Here is a 17,142-nt window from a genome sequence, read left to right as displayed (position 1 = left end):
CTTGTGTATAAGCGCAAGTTTCTTTTTTATAGTTTAAGAAATTACTAATTTAAAAATACCAATCAATCATCGTTTTTTTGTCACAAATGATAGCTTCAACGTTCATTGAATGAACAATATATTCTATATTTTCTTCTTTAGCTAATAATAAGGTTGTAAAGGAATCGTATATACTCATAAACGCATACTCATTATCTTCGCCAGTAATAATTAACTCATTATTGCTAATGTCCCAAATATCTAATGGAGTAGTATTATTTACCTGTAATAATCCGTTTGTATCAAGAATTGGTTCAGAGAAATATAGATTTTTTGCACCTTTAGAACCGAGGAGTTTAAGTAATTTGTGTAATAAAAATATAGACGTATAATCTTCTGTTGGATAATAAAGATCTTTTTTTAAGTTTGAATGTAGCTTTTCAGCTAAATCCTCTCTTTTATATTCTTCTGAAAGGGCACTAATGGAAGTCAACATGGCCATTGCTAGGTCTGCGTATGAATGTAATCCACTACAAGACATCATTTCCTTCCAAGAAACGGATTTCCCATTATAAATGATTTCTTCAGCGCTAGGATAGATGTGCTCATATGGTCTTTTTCTCACAGACTTTTCCCATCCTAAAGGCATTTGGATAAAAGGATGTAGCAATATAGCTGCAGATTTAAAGTTTCTTGGTAGTTGTTCTAAAATTGGTGATTTGTCATCTAGCCAAATGTAATCCAACAAAATATAACCTCCTCTTAGACTTTGAAATGTACGGATTCCCGTATTATGTTTTTTGTATTGATTGTATCAAATATAAAGCGAAGCATGAAATATGTCCCAACATAAAAGTAAGAATAAATAAAATGAAGTTTTCATAAATAGTAAAAGGGTGCTTATGTCATCAGTATAGCTAAGAAATGTTGTTACATATGAGAAGAGCGTGTTAATAAAATATGAGGTGGTTAAATGGGAAATGAGCAAGTGAAGTCTGTAAAGGAAGAAAAAAAGTTATGTCTTTGTATGATCGTTAAAAATGAGTCTAGAATTATGGAAAGATGTTTAAATGCAACAAAATCAATTGTAGACTTTGTTTCTATTTGTGATACTGGATCGACGGATAATACGCCTGAAATTATTGAAAATTGGTGTAAGGAAAATGAGATACCTGGGACGGTTCATCATGAGCCGTTTAAAAACTTTGGTTATAACAGAAGCTTAGCTGTTTCGTTAGCGCAAAAAACATACCCAGAAGCAGATTATTTATTAATATTAGATGCGGATATGATTTTAGAGGTTGATCCGAATTTCGATAAAACGAGCTTAACGGAAGATCATTATCTTACATTACAATATGATGTTCATATTAAATATTGGCTTACACGTCTTTTAAAAGCTTCTTTACCATGGAAATCTGTCGGTGTTACTCATGAGTATTGGGATATAGATCGTTCAAAAGTTGGAGCGAATTACAATACGAGGGTAGCTCGGTTAGAGACTCTTGTCGTGAATGATCCCGGAGATGGCGGGAGCAAAGCTGATAAATTTGAAAGAGATGAGAGGTTGTTGTTACAGGGAATAAACGACCCAGAAACAACGCCAGATTTGCATATAAGATATTTATTTTATTTAGCTCAGACTTATTTTCATTTAAGTCAATTTGAGAATTCAATTAAATGGTATAAAAAACGTGTGGAAGCAGGAGGATGGGTTGAAGAGGTATTCTATTCGTTATTGCGAATAGGATTTTGTTATGAGCAGTTAGCAAATCGTTCAGCAAATAAACAAAATGAAGTGACAGATGCTGATGAAAAAGAAACTGTTAAAGGGCAAGAAGAGCAATATTTAGCGTTAGCTGTTTTTTATTTTCAAAAAGCTTGGGAATATAGACCAACCCGGGCTGAACCATTATACCAACTTGCAAGGTTGTATCGATTACGATCTCAAAACAATATTGCTTTGATGTATGCTCTGCAAGGGAAGGAAATTCCTTTTCCAAAGGATGATCTACTATTTGTAGATTATCATGTGTATGATTACTTATTTGACTATGAAATTTCTATTAGTGCTTTCTATATACCTCATAAAAAACATTTAGGGGCGGTGTCGCAAAAGTATTTGGAATCGATAAAAGAAAAGATTCCATTTCATATAGCAAATATAGTAGAGAATAATGCGAAATTTTATTAAATACATTTTCGATTAAAGGAGTAGTGGAGTAATCATGGAATTAATACGATGGGCGATTGAACTAGGAGAATCGGTGCATGGAAATACGTATGAAGAATTGATGCCACTACTAGACTATTATTATGATCGTGATCATTTAAAAGCGTATTGTATCGCAAATCTTCTTTTAAACATGGATGTATTAGATGAGGACCGGGAAAGAATCGAATTAAGAAGATGCATAGCTGCTTATTATGCTGGATTATATAAAGTAGCAAGAAAACATGCAAATGAGTTGGTACTTAAACATCCGGATGTAGATCTATATAAAAATAATTTAAGATTAATGGAAGTTTATTTGAATAAAGAATATGATTATTGTCTTTTTATATGCCCAAAGACATACGGTAGTTTCATAGATGTTGCGCGAGCTTTAAAGTGGAGGTTGGAGCAGGAGGGAAATACAGTAATTATATCAGAAACAATACTGGAAAATGTAAAGAATACAGTTGTTTTTGGAGCACATACATACGCATATAACCCGAACCTTCTTCCGAAAGATGCAATTGTTTATAATTTAGAACAGCTATACGAAGGAAGTCCATATGCGCACCCCCTTTATTTAATATTATTAAAAGATAGAGTGATTTGGGATTATAGTAAACAAAATATAGAATGGCTTAAACAAAAAGGGGTAGGAAAAGAAATAAAACATGTAGAAATGAACTACGCTCCAACTTTGGAAATAAAAAAAGATGCGTTTGAAGATGAGATTATTGAAGATATTGATATTCTGTTTATTGGTGCTCTTAATCCGAGGCGACAAGCTATTTTTGATCATCTAAAAGCGATTGCCCCGAATTTAAATATAGTTTTTAAAAATAATGCGTGGGGAATTGTTAGAAATGAATTGATTGCTAGAGCTAAAATTATATTAAATATTCATTTTTATTTATCAGGAATTCTTGAAACACCTCGCGTGTCTTATGCAGTCGCAAATAAGAAATTTATTATTTCCGAAAATAGTAATCCAGAAGATGAGGTAGAGTGGCCAGGAATTGTGTTTACTCCGTACGAAAAAATAATTGAAAACGTAATGAAATATATAGAATTACCAGAAGAACGGAAAAGATTAGCGGAAAAAGCATATAATCATTTTGAAGCAAATGAAAGTTTAGGTACATTGAGCATGAGAGATGAAACAAAGTAATTGTACAAAACTCATACGAAAGTATGAGTTCTTTTTTGTTTATCATACTATTTTATGAAACAAGTTAACTCTTTATATTGTGTTTTGTATAGAAATTTCTGATAATATATAAGTAGAACTTGAAAACAAAGGGGAGAAATAATCATGAAACTAGTCGTTATTAACGGTACACCAAGAAAATTTGGTCGAACTCGTGTGGTGGCAAAATATATTGCGGATCAATTTGAAGGGGAATTATATGATTTAGCAATTGAGGAGTTACCTTTATACAATGGAGAAGAGTCACAACGTGATTTAGAGGCAGTAAAAAAATTAAAAACGTTAGTGAAAGCTGCGGATGGGGTTGTATTATGTACACCAGAATATCATAATGCGATGAGCGGTGCGCTGAAAAACTCTTTAGATTACTTAAGTAGTAGTGAATTTATTCATAAACCAGTTGCGTTGTTAGCGGTTGCTGGTGGCGGTAAAGGTGGAATAAATGCATTAAACAGCATGCGAACGGTCGCTAGAGGTGTTTATGCAAATGCAATTCCAAAACAAGTTGTGCTTGATGGATTACATGTGCAAGATGGTGAACTTGGGGAAGATGCAAAACCATTAATTCATGATGTAGTTAAAGAATTAAAAGCATATATGAGCGTATATAAAGAGGTGAAAAAACAACTAGGAGTGGAGTGATATGTCCTCACTTTATCATGATTCTCGCTTGTATTACATTCTAGGAGCCAATAGTCTATCTGCTATTGGTTCCGGAATTGTTATGATAACGATTCCTTGGCTGTTAATTAAAGAGAGTGGAGGAGAGACAACATTTGGTTATGTTTCTATCATTGCAACCCTCATTATGTTTTTATTAACACCATTCATTGGGCAAAGTATTGATCGTTTTTCAAGAAAATCTTTATTGCTATGTAACGAAGGAATCGGAATAGCCGTAATCGGAATAATGGTTATATGGGGATTTGCTGGGCAACCTTATCATTCTATTCACTATATTCTTATTTATATAGCCGGATCATTCTACTATTTATTGTTTTATCCTACAATATTTGCGTTCAACCAAGAGATATTTCAAGCAGAACATTATAAAAGTTTAAGTGGAACGATGGAAATACAAGGACAGTTAACACAAGTTATTTCTGGAGCGGCTGCGAGCTTCTTAATTGAAATTGTATCTTTGAAGTGGATTTTGTTAGTAGACATGTTAACTTTTGCTGGAGCATTTTTTCTTTTCTTATGTATACCGTACGTAAAGAAAAAAGAAGTGAAAAGAAAAATAACATTTAAGAAGCAATTGTTTGAAGGAATTCACTTTATGAAAAAACGTCCTAAGCTCTTTTGGTTCTTACTGGCCACTTATATGCCGTTTATAGGCGTTATGATGGCAAATTATTTAATACCAGTTTATATTTCGGATATACTTAAAGCCAATGCCTCTGTATACGCAATAGAGGGCACGATGTACGGTGTCGGAGCGGTTGTTGCAGGAATCTGTATTCCACTCATAATGAAATATGTAAAAACAGAAGTTTCAATCGTTATGACGATGTTCATTTATGTAATTTCAATTACCGCAATGATTATTGAACCTTCCGTAATTTTCTTATATGGACTTGCAATTTTTCATGCAGTTGGAAATGCGGGTACAAGAGTGGCGAGAAATGTATTGATGATGGAGGAAATTCCAAACGAAGTAATGGGACGTGTAGACAGCTTATTTCGCCTAATTGGTACTGGAATACGAATTGTATTATTAATGCTGTTTACAGCGGGTGTATCTAAAGCCGGAGTAATGCTTCCGTTTTACGTATTAAGCTGCATATTGATCTTCTCATTAGGAATCGCTATTTATTATGTACTATCACAACGTAAAGTAGCGGCGAATGTTTCTAATAAATCAATCGTTTAAAAAACACTTCTGCCGCCCTTTCTTTTTCTGTATAATAAAAAGAAAGGGAGTGCAAACTTATTTATGAACAAATGGATCTTTCTTATCATTTTATTATTACCGCCACTATACATCATTTATATGACGTTTAGAATGAACAAAGTTGCTCGTGAAAAGTTGAGCTATCACTCTCCGTACGTTCTTATACTGGGTGCAAAGTTATTTGGAGATAGACCGTCTTTATCTCTTCAAAATCGTTTGGATGTAGCGGTGGAGTATTTATTTTCCCATCCTGAAGCGAAAGTAATTGTTTCAGGTGGTCAAGGAGAAGATGAAGATATACCGGAAGCTCACAGCATGAGAAACTATTTAATGGTACACGGTATAGATGAGAGTCGTATTTTAATAGAAGATCAATCTACAAATACGTATGAAAACTTAAAGTTTAGTATGGATTTATATAATGTGAAACATGCAGTAGTTGTAAGTAATACGTATCATTTATATCGAACGAAAATAATTGCAAAGCGTTTAGGCATGAAGATGGAGGCACTAGCTGCTGAAACACCAATTCGTTCTAAGAGAAAAATGTATGTTCGCGAATATGCTGCTATTATGAAAACAATATTGTTCGACCGTTAGAGCTCAAATGTGAGCTCTTTTTTAATTTAAAAGCGTATCATTTGAAATGAATGCCATATTCCATCAAAATAAAGGAAACAACATTAAAGGAGTTGTATTTGTGATTCAATTTAATCATGTGTCAAAATCGTATGAAGATGGCACGAAAGCAGTGGATTCATTGCATTTAGAAATTAAAAAGGGAGAATTTTTTGTTCTCATCGGTCCGAGTGGATGCGGTAAAACAACGACAATGAAGATGATTAATCGTTTAATCGAAACGACTGAAGGATCGCTTTTAATCGATGGAAAAGATATTCAACAATATAATATAAACGAATTACGTTGGGATATAGGATACGTGTTGCAACAGATTGCTTTGTTTCCTCATATGACAATTGCTGAAAATATTGCAATTGTTCCTGAAATGAGGCAATGGAGCAAAAAAGAAATTAAAGCACGCGTCGATGAATTGTTACATATGGTTGGATTAGATCCGGATATTTATCGAAATCGTATGCCTGATGAATTGTCAGGAGGACAAAAACAACGTGTCGGTGTCGTGCGAGCATTAGCTGCAAACCCGAAAATCGTTCTTATGGATGAACCATTTAGTGCGTTAGATCCATTAAGTAGGGAACAGCTTCAGAAGGATATTGTACAGTTGCAAAAAAAGATTCAAAAAACAATCGTATTTGTAACACATGATATGCAAGAAGCATTATCACTTGGAGATCGCATTTGTATTATGAAAGAAGGAAAAGTTGTTCAACTAGATACACCAGAAGGAATTATACATAATCCGAAAAATGAATTTGTAGAGGAGTTTATTGGAAATCGCGGACGAACTTGGTATCAGGGGAAAAGTATAGCAGATGTATTGCCGCTTGATCAAAGTGTGCAATTAGAAGGGCAGGCGCTATCATTACATTCTTCTTTACAAGAAGCGTTAATTCGTGTGCGTGATGAGGAGGTCGTTCCAGTTGAAAAAAACGGTCAATATATTGGAGCGTTAACAAGTCGTCATATTGTCAATTACATTGTTGAACAAATGAAGGAAAGAGGCTAAACAGTGACTAATTTTATACAAACGTTCCAAGAACGAAAAATAGAATTACTAACTGCATTAAGTGAGCATTTACAAATATCGCTTATTTCATTATTTTTTGCAGTAATTATAGCGGTGCCACTTGGCATCTTATTAACAAGAAAAGAACGAATGGCTGAATTTATAATAGGAACTTCTGCAGTAATGCAGACAGTGCCATCACTTGCATTACTCGGACTATTAATTCCATTAGTAGGAATCGGAAAACTTCCAGCGATTATCGCATTAGTTGTGTATGCACTATTACCTATTTTACGAAATACATATACAGGAATAAGGGAATTAGATGAATCTCTAATAGAAGCCGCGAAAGCTATGGGGATGAATAGTTGGAGAAGATTGTGGAAGGTAGAACTTCCTCTTGCATTGCCTATCATTATGGCCGGTATTCGTACAGCGATGGTATTAATTGTTGGAACGGCTACATTAGCAGCTCTCATTGGTGCTGGTGGGCTCGGTAAGCTTATACTATTAGGTATAGATCGAAATGATCATGCACTTATCATTTTAGGGGCCGTACCAGCCGCGTTACTCGCTTTATTCTTTGATATAGTACTTCGCATACTTGAACGACCGAAACGCTCTTCTAAGCGTGTTATATTGACGATATGTATTGTTTGTATAATGATTGCTTCTCCATTTCTTTGGAGTACAGAAAAGAAAGATATTGTTATTGCGGGCAAACTTGGATCAGAACCTGAAATTTTAATTCAAATGTATAAGCAGCTTATTGAACAAGATACAGATTTACACGTACAATTAAAACCAGGTCTTGGAAAAACAGCATTTGTATTTGAAGCGTTGAAATCAGGGGAAGTAGATATATACCCAGAATTTTCAGGAACAGCTTTATCTACTTTCGTGAAAGAAGAACCAAAGAGTACAAATCGTGATGAAGTATATGAGCAGGCTCGCATTGGAATGGAAAAGAAATATAATATGATTATGTTGAAGCCAATGGAGTATAACAATACATATGCACTAGCTATGCCGAAAAAAATAGCAGATCAAAAGAATATAAATACAATTTCTGATTTAGGGAATGTTGCACAGGAAGCCAAAGTAGGATTTACATTGGAATTTGCTGATCGTGAAGATGGTTATAAAGGAATGCAAAAATTATATAACTATAAGTTCTCGAATGTTAAAACGATGGAGCCGAAGCTGCGTTATAGCGCAATTGAATCTGGAGATGTTAACGTAATTGATGCATATTCAACAGATAGTGAATTGGAGCAATACGGACTGAAAGTGCTGAAAGATGATAAAGGGTTATTCCCACCTTATCAAGGAGCACCATTATTAAGAAAAGAAACGTTACAGAAATATCCTGAACTTGAAAAGGTATTAAATAAATTATCTGGAAAGATTACAGATGAAGAAATGCGAAAAATGAATTATGAAGTTAACGTAAATGGTAAAAGTAGTGAAGAAGTCGCAAAACAATTTTTACAAAAAGAGAAGTTACTTCGTTAAATTTACAAGAAATATACAAATTTATATGTTTGAAATGACCGTTCATTACAAAATGAGCGGTTTTTTTGTGCATACTTATACATTTTTTCAAAAAAGTATTCCATTTTTGCTCATTTTCTTTTAGAATAAGTAATGTTTTCCTGAAAAAATATAAGAGAAACGTCTATTAGAGAAAAAGGTGACTTTAATAGTTGAACGAACATAACACCTAGAATGACAGATGGGGTGGTACAAATAGAAAAGAAGTTAGGATTTTTTCCATTAATCGCATTAGTAGTTGGAACAATGGTTGGTGGCGGTGTTTTTAGTTTACCGCATGATTTAGCAGTAGGAGCAAACAGTGGTGCAATAATAATTGGCTGGTGTATTACAGCGATGGGAATGATTCCACTTGCGCTCGTATATCAAACGTTAGCAAGACAAAAACCGGAACTTGAAGGTGGAATTTATAGTTATGCACGTGCTGGTTTCGGTGAATATATTGGATTTAATAGTGCTTGGGGATATTGGCTAGCAGGAATCTTAGGTAATGTCGCAACAATTATGTTACTGTTTAGTACATTAGGTTATTTCTTTCCAATTTTCAAAGGAGGAAATAATGTTGCGTCTATCGTTGGGGCATCACTTTTATTATGGACACTTCATTTTTTAATTTTATTTGGAATCCGTGAAGCTTCTATTATGAATGTGATCGCAACAATAGGGAAGTTAGTTCCAATCGTTTTATTTATTGTTGTAATGGTAACAGCCTTTCGCTGGGACACATTTACACATGATTTTTGGGGAGAAGGAACGATCTCACTTTCCGCTATACTTGGTCAAGTGAAAAATACAATGCTTGTAACACTTTGGGTTTTCATTGGAGTTGAAGGAGCGGTTGTATTATCTGGAAGAGCGAAGAATAGTCGAGATGTTGGTAAGGCAACAGTATTGGGACTTATTTTAGTAATGTCCATTTATATTTTAATTTCTGTCCTGTCAATGGGAGCTATGACAAGAGGCGAACTTTCTGTGTTAGAAACTCCGTCCATGGGACATGTATTAGAGCACGTTGTTGGTCCATGGGGTGCAGTTGCGATTAACATCGGATTAGTTGCTTCACTTGTCGGTACATTAATTGGCTGGTTTTTACTTGTTTCTGAAATTTCTCATGTAGCAGGAAAAGATGGCGTATTTCCGAAAGTCTTTACGAAAACAAATAAGAAGCAAACACCGCACATGGCATTATGGATTTCAAATGGTGTTGCCCAAATTATATTTATCATCGTTTTGTTTTCGGAATCAACATATCAAATTATGTATTTCATTGCATCAACATCAATTTTATTACCATATTTATTATCAGCGTTATTCCAATTTAAATTAGTCATTACAAACGAACTAAAAGACGCTAAATTAAAAAACGGAGCGTTAGCTTTAATTGCTTCTATTTACTCTGTATGGCTTCTTTATGCAGCTGGTTTAAAGAATTTACTACTCGTTTCAATTGTGTATGGAATTGGAATTATTGTTTACACGTTTGCAAGAAAAGAACAAGGGAACCGTTGCTTTGTAGGTGCAGAGAAGTATGTGATGTGGGCAATTATTGTTGCGGCTATCACATCAATATATATGTTGTTAACTGGAAATATAAAAATGTAAAAAGTCCTTTTCATTTAAAGGGCTTTTTTCTTTGTTTAGAGAATATTTACTACATAAGATATTCAGGAGGGATGAGAATGGAAGAAAAAGAACAGTTGTCTAGAATAATTGATTTAGCTAGTGAGTTAAGGAAAGTATTAGTGCAAGAATCTTTTTTTAATCATCATCCTGAACTAAGAGGAGTCATTGAAAATTTAGCAAGTTCTGTTGAAAATTTGGCTGAATTACAAATAAGTAAAGATGAAAACGCTGAAGATCGATTACGTTACGTACTTGCGAAAATGAAAATTGCTCATAATGCAATTTTACAAGAGAAAAAAGCATTTCCTTCTCATTAATATAAGTTTTTATTTTGAACCTGGCGGATAACGTCAGGTTTTTTATTTCTAGTTTTTCGTTTCTTTCATACACTAAGAATAGTATGAAAAAAGAAGGTGACTAAGGTGAAATTACATAAAGCTCTTCAGCCAAGTTTTATAAAACGAATGTACTATATGAGATTTTTAGGGAAATTTACAAAAGCTGAGAAAGAGAAGAGTGGAGAGAATTTCTTTGTACACTGCTTATCGCCAATACCATTCACTTTACAGGAACAATTTACAAATGAACCATATGTATTTGAAGGGTTATGTAGCAATAAAAAGAATGAAAAAATCTTTTCGGAATTAAAGAAGAGGAAATTAGAAAAGCAATTAGTAATGTTTCGTCTTTATTATGAAAGAGGAAATGTATACGTGGAGTTAATATGTACAGAAGAACCGAAAGAAATAGCAAGCAGCTATAAAATGATTCCGGCACCTAAAGTTACAAATCATAAAAAAAGAGAATCTTTAGAGCGAAAACTTAGCAACGGTTATTTATCATTTCTTATGCCAAAATTTCCGAAAGACTTTGAGCCTCCCGAATTATTGTGGCACGATGGAAGACTGTACGGAAACATATCCCTAAAGTCATCAATTAGCTCAATCGCCTATTTTGAACAGAAACGTGAATGTAAATATATAAACTGCAGTGACTGGACGAAGTATGTAGAAATAGCGGTAGAAGATCAATTATATTTTGTAAGTGATTATGTATATGAGCAATTAAAAAAACGAATGCATGAAGAAGGTAAGCTAGTTGAAGTAGAGGATATAAAAATACAAAAAGATGAATGGGAATGGGATGAGCGTGAATCGTCCTTTTTACAGTATGTACAAAGTATGGTGCATAATAAAGGGTTATATTTGGATGAAACGGATATTTATAATTTCCATATAAGTGTAAAAACAAATATGTTAACGATTCTTGGTGGTATACCGGGCGTTGGGAAATCACGTTTTGTGCAAACTTATGCAGAAGCATTAGGGTTACAGTATGGGGAAGAGTTGGTTTGGATTCCAATTTCGCCATCGTATCAAGAACCACATGATTTACTTGGTTACCTTCATCCAAATGGTACTTTTATTGAATCTGAAGCGAAGTTAGTTAGGACGTTAATGAAGGCGAAAGAAAATCCAAATCAACTGTATATAATCGTTTTTGATGAAATGAACATGTCTCATATTGAGCATTGGTTTACTCCGTTTCTATCTGTTCTTGAACTTGAAACAAAAAATCGTATTTTAAACTTGTATGAGGGTGTACAGGACATAGAGAATTCAATTCCATCAACAATTGAAATTGGAGAAAATATTATATTTGTAGGTACTGTAAATTTTGATGAAACAACGAAAGAGCTCTCTGATCGATTATTAGACCGAACGAACCTAATAACGTTACAGAAAATTCCGTTTTGTGAGATGGGCATGGAACAGGGGAAAGTCGTATTACATCCACCTTTGAAAGTAACGGCGGGAGAATTTCGGATAAATTGGATGAGAAATAAAGCGATGATTGAAGTGTTTTCTGAAGAAGAATTAGAGCTATTAGATAAGTTGCATGTCGTATTGTCATCACATGACGCGTCTAAGGGGATTTCTTTCCGATGTGCAAATGCAATTGCGACTTATTTGCAAAACATACCGTTTCAAAATAACCATACCTATATGATTAGTAGAGAAGAGGGGTTTGATTTACAAATAAAGCAGCGTGTATTGACGAAAATCAGAGGGACCGAAATGATGGTTGGGCCTTTACTTTCTGAAGAAGCAAAAAGGGGGGCGACCTTAGTACCTCTTTTGCAATCTACACTTGCAAACAGAGTATCTACATTTGAACACTCTTTAGCATATATACGAGAAAAACGTAGAGAACTGGAGTTGTATGGATATGCAAAATGAAGGGCGTTATGAAACAAAAATCGTTGATACGAATGAAACGCTCCCTTTTGTATTAAAGTTAATCATTGGAAATGAGGGGAAAGGAGATTATATTTTATTAAATCGTCTTTGTACATCTACTACAGCATTAGTTCAATGTATTTATAAAGTACAAGAATTAAAACCAATAAGATTGCAGTACAATTATGAAATCCCAATGAATATTACTTTTATATGGAATAAAGTATATGAGGGACAGAAAAATATAAAAGAGGCTCAATATGAAATAAATGAAAAAAAACAAAGAGTATTAATATATGAACACGGGAAAACAGAATTCTTTTATCCATGGCGCTGTGGTCTATACCATTTTGAAGTGCGTATAGAAGATACAACGTATTATGGCGCATTTCAAATCGTACCGAAAAACTTTTTTGATGATCAATTTGAAATGATTCAAGACTATGTGAAGTCAATTTTAAATGAGTTGATTTTGGATAGAGGTTACTATAAAAAAACCTTCTCTGCACTTAGCGATATTGAGGATTCTTCTTATTTAGTGTTACTTAGAAAGTTACCGCAAAAAATGAAAATGATAAAGCAAATCTTTAAGAAAATAGAATCAAGCTCAAAATTTATAAATGAATATAAATGGGAAGGAAAAGAGCGAAAGCCAACAAGAAAAGGAACTATAGTGGCAGAACGAAAACCTTATGCCAAACATTATAATCGTAAGTTTATGGAACAAAAAAATAGTAAGGAAAATGCATTTCTTAAATATAAAGCGATGCAATTTTATCATTATTTAATTGAAGCTAAAAGTTTTTTACGTCAAACAATTGAAATATTAGAAAGAGAAAAAAAGAAAAAATCAGAAGAGTTTCAAGCTGTAAAAACGATTATACAAACAATTGAGCGTAATGGATCAGTAACCGATAGAGAGAAGCAAAAATATAAAAATATACATTTACTAAAAGAAGCCGATTTACGAAAGAGCTCAATGAAAATACAAGAATATAAAATATTGGCGCATATTGTGCATGAAAATGTACAATACTTTCAAATGTTAATGCACTCTTCATTTTGGAGGGAAGTTACTGAAACAAGTAACATGAACTTACATGATTTATCGATACCACATCAACAATTACTACATCATTTAGAAGTACTCCCGCAATATACGGATCAATCTCCATCATTATTATTTGTTTATAAGCCAACGTTTTTAGTGTATGAATATTACGCTTTTTTTATCGTTATTTCACTTTTAGAGCAAATTGGTTTTGAGGCTAGAAACTCCATCCGTGAACAAATACAAGAACATTTTTATGTAGATGGATTACAAGATGGAACGACAGTAGTTTTAGAACGAGATGATATAAAGGTGCATGTCGCATTTAATGACTTAATTGAAACACATCCTCTTATTGCATTAAGTAAAGGTAGTAATTTTTACAATGGTGAGGATACGAAGAAGCCAGATATTCGCTTAGACTGTTATGTAAAAGAAGATGGGAAATACGTATATAAATCTTCTATTATTATTGAAGTGAAGTATAGTCCAATGTACAATATTTTTCAGCACGTCGGAAATACGAAAGCAACTGAGCAAATGTATAAGTACTGGTCTATAAAGTATGTAGAAGAACAGGATGGAAAGCGAGTCTATTATCGAAGGTCAATTTATGAAGTCATTTGTGTATATCCAGGAAGCCATATGCATAGTAAAAAAATTGAATCTGGATGCGGTGTTTTCTTGCAGTTATATCCATATAAGACGAAACAAGGGGAAGAGAAATTAGCTGGAAAACATGGGATGGTACAAATTTTTGAAAAATGGCTAAAAAGCATTAAGAAGTAAAAGAAATCCTTTTTCATAAAGGATTTCTTTAGATTAAGAAGAATTATATGCTGTATGGAAAGAAACGTAGTGTAATTTAGATTTGAAAAGTGCTACAAATGTGTTATTAAAAGGAATGTGAGCGCGGGATAAAAGTCGATTAAATTGGAATCTAATTCATTTTGCAGAATATAATAAGTCATAAATATTTTTAGTTGCATACGAAGATTTGTTCTTATATGATAGATAGTGAAAGCGTTATCAAAAAACAGAGCGGCGATGGGAAAGGCGGTTAAATATGTTCCAGCGTGTTCAAACAAAGGAAGAACATTTTGGGTTCGAGCAACTATGGGGAGATTTTTGTGAAGAAAGAAACTTAATGTTCGTAGAACGTAATTTAAATCCATCACGATTTTTATTAATAGAAGATGAACATCCTATTGGTACAGTAGAATGTATTAAGTATACGGTACCTGAACAATCGAATTCTGAGTTTTTCTATCCGTTTTCTAAAAATGATTTAGTAAAAGATTTGAAGAATGTATATGAAATAGGCAAGTTAAGTATTTCGAAAACGTCTCGTGGAAGAGGACATTTCAAAAGGCTAACAGCTATTTTATTTATACATGCGTTAGAAACAAAAGCTGAATGGTACATTGCAGCAGTAACAAAAAGAATGTATATGTATTTACTTACACTTGGTTTTCCAATTGAACCAATAGATAATCCTTTTCAGTTTCATGATACTTTACAAGGTGTACCAGTAAGAATTCATGCTCGAAAAGGGGTTACGCATTTGTATTCTTTAAAAGAATTTCGTGATGTGATTCAAGGGAATGCTCATGCACAGGCATTAATTACAGAATACAGTAAAAATATTATGTTAACGAAATAAAGCGAAGTGAATATGTATAATAAAGAGAATAATATTTGTATAGGATATAACTCTTCATTAAAAAAGACCCTTATTATTTTAATAAGGGTCTAAAAATTATAATCCAAATATACTAAAAATCATTTTGCGGCGCTTCGGTTTCTTTTCTCGTTCATATGTTGGTTTTGAATCCGGAGTAATATAAATGGGTTCTTCTTTCGTTAGGGCAGCTTCTAACTTTTGAATTCGCTCTAACATTTCCTCCATTTCACGACGGTGTTGTAAAAGTTGGTACGTGACGACATCATTTGCCTTATCTTGCATTTGTTCTTCCATTCGATCAAGTCTTCTCGTAATAGTGTTTAATTGATTAGCTAATTGCTCAAAATCATTCGATGATATGTTTTGAACAATTGTATTAACTTGAGTTTTTAATTCCTCAACTTCATTTGAGGAAGCCTTTTGAGTAGATTGAGAATTTTGAGATTGCTCTATTTGAAATCGATGGTGTTCTAACATTTGATCGACATCCTCTTGTGTGAAAATAAAGTGGCCATATTTGTTTTTCTCTATCGTAAGATTTAATTGTTGCGCGATCCGGACAACAGCCTTTGGGCTAACACCTAATTTCTTTGCGATAAATGGTGTTTTATATTCCAAAATAATCCCTCCTATATATATCCTGTTGAATGATTTCGAGCTATGAAGTAAGTTCCCTTCTAGTGCGACAAAAGAAGTGTGGAATCGGCAAAGAAAGTGTTTTTTCACGAAATTGAGTTGAGGAGAATAGTTCTTTTAAATAAAAATGTATTATCGTAACATTTAGAATAATTTGACGAGTGTAAATGAATTAGATTATCATAATGATAAATATCTTTTTTATGTATGCATATAATATATAAAAAGGTGGTTGCTAATGTAGAATTTTGTTAGAGTATTAGAATGCTTACTTCACTTGAATAAAATTAAGTAGGAGGTGGCTTCCTTGCTTACAAAGTAAGTAAGGAAAAGTATTTGGACATATATAGTATAAGTATAGTGATTGTTTTAATTGCCTTAACGGCATTTTTCGTTGCAGCAGAATTTGCAATTGTTAAAGTGAGAAGTTCACGAATTGACTATTTAATTGCAGAAGGAAATAATCGTGCAACATCGGTCAAAACAGTCATTACAAACTTAGACGAATATTTATCTGCTTGTCAGTTAGGAATTACTGTTACAGCTTTAGGAATTGGGTGGTTTGGTAAACCTGCGTTAAAGCAAATGTTTGATACGCTTTTTGCAAATTGGAATATCTCTACTCAACTAGCAGACATTTTTGCTGTAACTTTAGTATTTTTGTTAATTACTTTTTTACATGTTGTAATAGGGGAATTGGCCCCAAAAACATTTGCAATTCAAAAATCTGAACAAGTGAGTTTGCTTGTTTCTAAGCCGTTAATTTTCTTTTATCGTATTGCATTCCCATTCATTTGGCTATTAAATGGTTCAGCTCGAATCATTACGAAGCTGCTAGGGCTGAAACCGCCGAAGGGGCATGATGAGGTTCATTCAGAAGAAGAATTACGGTTGTTAGTTTCAGAAAGTTATAAAAATGGTGAGATTAATCAATCTGAATATAAATATGTAAATAAAATTTTTGAATTTGATGATCGGATTGCAAAAGAAATAATGGTACCTCGAACTGAAATGAATATTATAAGTAAAGAAATGCCTGCTGAAGAAGCTTTGCAAAAAATGTCTCGCGAAAAATATACAAGGTATCCAGTTGTTGATGGCGACAAAGACCACGTAATAGGTTTTGTGAATTTTAAAGATATTTTTACTGAGTTTGTACAACATAAAGCTGTTAATAAGAAGACAGTAGAGCAATATATGAGACCAATTATTTTAGTTATCGATTCTATTCCAATTCATGATTTGTTTTTAAAAATGCAAAAAGAAAGAACACATATTGCTATATTGATAGATGAATATGGTGGGACATCTGGACTTGTTACTGTTGAAGATATTTTGGAAGAAATTGTTGGAGATATTCAGGATGAGTTTGATACGGATGAGCAGCCAGAAATTCAACAAGTTAGTGAAA

The 17,142-nt window shown here is 33.3% G+C and carries 15 protein-coding genes; 13 read left to right on the top strand and 2 right to left on the bottom strand.

Features of this window, described 5'->3' with window-relative positions; all coding sequences use genetic code 11:
- Positions 1–49: 49 nt before the first annotated feature.
- Positions 50–727, bottom strand: a complete 678-nt coding sequence (locus MR107_RS12425) for a DUF2711 domain-containing protein (RefSeq protein ID WP_000888154.1) — start codon at positions 725–727, stop codon at positions 50–52.
- 225 nt (positions 728–952) lie between these two features.
- Between MR107_RS12425 and MR107_RS12420 the strand changes: the two genes are divergently transcribed.
- From MR107_RS12420 to MR107_RS12365, 12 genes are all read left to right on the top strand, one after another.
- A complete protein-coding gene (locus tag MR107_RS12420; RefSeq protein WP_000526219.1) occupies positions 953–2,173 on the top strand; it encodes a glycosyltransferase in 1,221 nt (406 codons plus the stop codon).
- Between the two features lie 34 nt (positions 2,174–2,207).
- A complete protein-coding gene (locus MR107_RS12415) occupies positions 2,208–3,362 on the top strand; it encodes a CgeB family protein (protein ID WP_000420431.1) in 1,155 nt (384 codons plus the stop codon).
- A gap of 144 nt (positions 3,363–3,506) precedes the next feature.
- Complete coding sequence (locus MR107_RS12410; protein WP_000780355.1) at positions 3,507–4,043, top strand: NADPH-dependent FMN reductase; 537 nt, start codon at positions 3,507–3,509, stop codon at positions 4,041–4,043.
- 1 nt (position 4,044) lies between these two features.
- Complete coding sequence (locus MR107_RS12405) at positions 4,045–5,274, top strand: MFS transporter (protein WP_000097165.1); 1,230 nt, start codon at positions 4,045–4,047, stop codon at positions 5,272–5,274.
- Between the two features lie 63 nt (positions 5,275–5,337).
- Positions 5,338–5,895, top strand: a complete 558-nt coding sequence (locus tag MR107_RS12400) for a YdcF family protein (RefSeq protein WP_001045715.1) — start codon at positions 5,338–5,340, stop codon at positions 5,893–5,895.
- A gap of 100 nt (positions 5,896–5,995) precedes the next feature.
- Complete coding sequence (locus MR107_RS12395; protein WP_226368535.1) at positions 5,996–6,943, top strand: ABC transporter ATP-binding protein; 948 nt, start codon at positions 5,996–5,998, stop codon at positions 6,941–6,943.
- Positions 6,944–6,946: 3 nt separating this feature from the next.
- Positions 6,947–8,458: an ABC transporter permease/substrate-binding protein gene (locus MR107_RS12390; RefSeq protein WP_000181014.1), complete on the top strand. Its 1,512-nt coding sequence runs from the start codon at positions 6,947–6,949 to the stop codon at positions 8,456–8,458.
- A gap of 213 nt (positions 8,459–8,671) precedes the next feature.
- Complete coding sequence (locus tag MR107_RS12385; RefSeq protein ID WP_000129444.1) at positions 8,672–10,099, top strand: basic amino acid/polyamine antiporter; 1,428 nt, start codon at positions 8,672–8,674, stop codon at positions 10,097–10,099.
- A 77-nt stretch (positions 10,100–10,176) separates the two neighbouring features.
- Complete coding sequence (locus MR107_RS12380; RefSeq protein ID WP_000391445.1) at positions 10,177–10,437, top strand: hypothetical protein; 261 nt, start codon at positions 10,177–10,179, stop codon at positions 10,435–10,437.
- Positions 10,438–10,542: 105 nt separating this feature from the next.
- Positions 10,543–12,360, top strand: a complete 1,818-nt coding sequence (locus MR107_RS12375) for an AAA family ATPase (protein ID WP_000766187.1) — start codon at positions 10,543–10,545, stop codon at positions 12,358–12,360.
- A complete protein-coding gene (locus MR107_RS12370) occupies positions 12,350–14,200 on the top strand; it encodes a hypothetical protein (protein WP_001178731.1) in 1,851 nt (616 codons plus the stop codon). The genes MR107_RS12375 and MR107_RS12370 overlap by 11 nt, the downstream gene beginning before the upstream one ends.
- A 277-nt stretch (positions 14,201–14,477) precedes the next feature.
- Positions 14,478–15,074: a hypothetical protein gene (locus MR107_RS12365; RefSeq protein WP_000487796.1), complete on the top strand. Its 597-nt coding sequence runs from the start codon at positions 14,478–14,480 to the stop codon at positions 15,072–15,074.
- A gap of 96 nt (positions 15,075–15,170) precedes the next feature.
- On the opposite strand, the gene racA is transcribed toward MR107_RS12365, so the two are convergent.
- Positions 15,171–15,713, bottom strand: a complete 543-nt coding sequence (racA, locus tag MR107_RS12360) for a chromosome-anchoring protein RacA (protein WP_000456023.1) — start codon at positions 15,711–15,713, stop codon at positions 15,171–15,173.
- Positions 15,714–16,067: 354 nt separating this feature from the next.
- Between racA and MR107_RS12355 the strand changes: the two genes are divergently transcribed.
- Positions 16,068–17,142 (top strand): hemolysin family protein (locus tag MR107_RS12355; RefSeq protein WP_242292405.1); only part of this gene is annotated, 1,075 nt, incomplete at its 3' end.

This window comes from Bacillus cereus group sp. BfR-BA-01441 (assembly GCF_022663075.1).
Taxonomy (GTDB): Bacteria; Bacillota; Bacilli; order Bacillales; family Bacillaceae_G; genus Bacillus_A; species Bacillus_A cereus.
This window is presented reverse-complemented; position numbering and strand designations above follow the sequence as displayed.

Excerpts from the sequence above, each read along its gene's own strand:
- MR107_RS12420 (WP_000526219.1), top strand. The coding sequence starts at position 953 with ATGGGAAATGAGCAAGTGAAGTCTGTAAAGGAAGAAAAAAAGTTATGT.
- MR107_RS12415 (WP_000420431.1), top strand. The coding sequence starts at position 2,208 with ATGGAATTAATACGATGGGCGATTGAACTAGGAGAATCGGTGCATGGA.
- MR107_RS12410 (WP_000780355.1), top strand. The coding sequence starts at position 3,507 with ATGAAACTAGTCGTTATTAACGGTACACCAAGAAAATTTGGTCGAACT.
- MR107_RS12405 (WP_000097165.1), top strand. The coding sequence starts at position 4,045 with ATGTCCTCACTTTATCATGATTCTCGCTTGTATTACATTCTAGGAGCC.
- MR107_RS12400 (WP_001045715.1), top strand. The coding sequence starts at position 5,338 with ATGAACAAATGGATCTTTCTTATCATTTTATTATTACCGCCACTATAC.
- MR107_RS12385 (WP_000129444.1), top strand. The coding sequence starts at position 8,672 with ATGACAGATGGGGTGGTACAAATAGAAAAGAAGTTAGGATTTTTTCCA.
- MR107_RS12380 (WP_000391445.1), top strand. The coding sequence starts at position 10,177 with ATGGAAGAAAAAGAACAGTTGTCTAGAATAATTGATTTAGCTAGTGAG.
- MR107_RS12370 (WP_001178731.1), top strand. The coding sequence starts at position 12,350 with ATGCAAAATGAAGGGCGTTATGAAACAAAAATCGTTGATACGAATGAA.
- MR107_RS12365 (WP_000487796.1), top strand. The coding sequence starts at position 14,478 with ATGTTCCAGCGTGTTCAAACAAAGGAAGAACATTTTGGGTTCGAGCAA.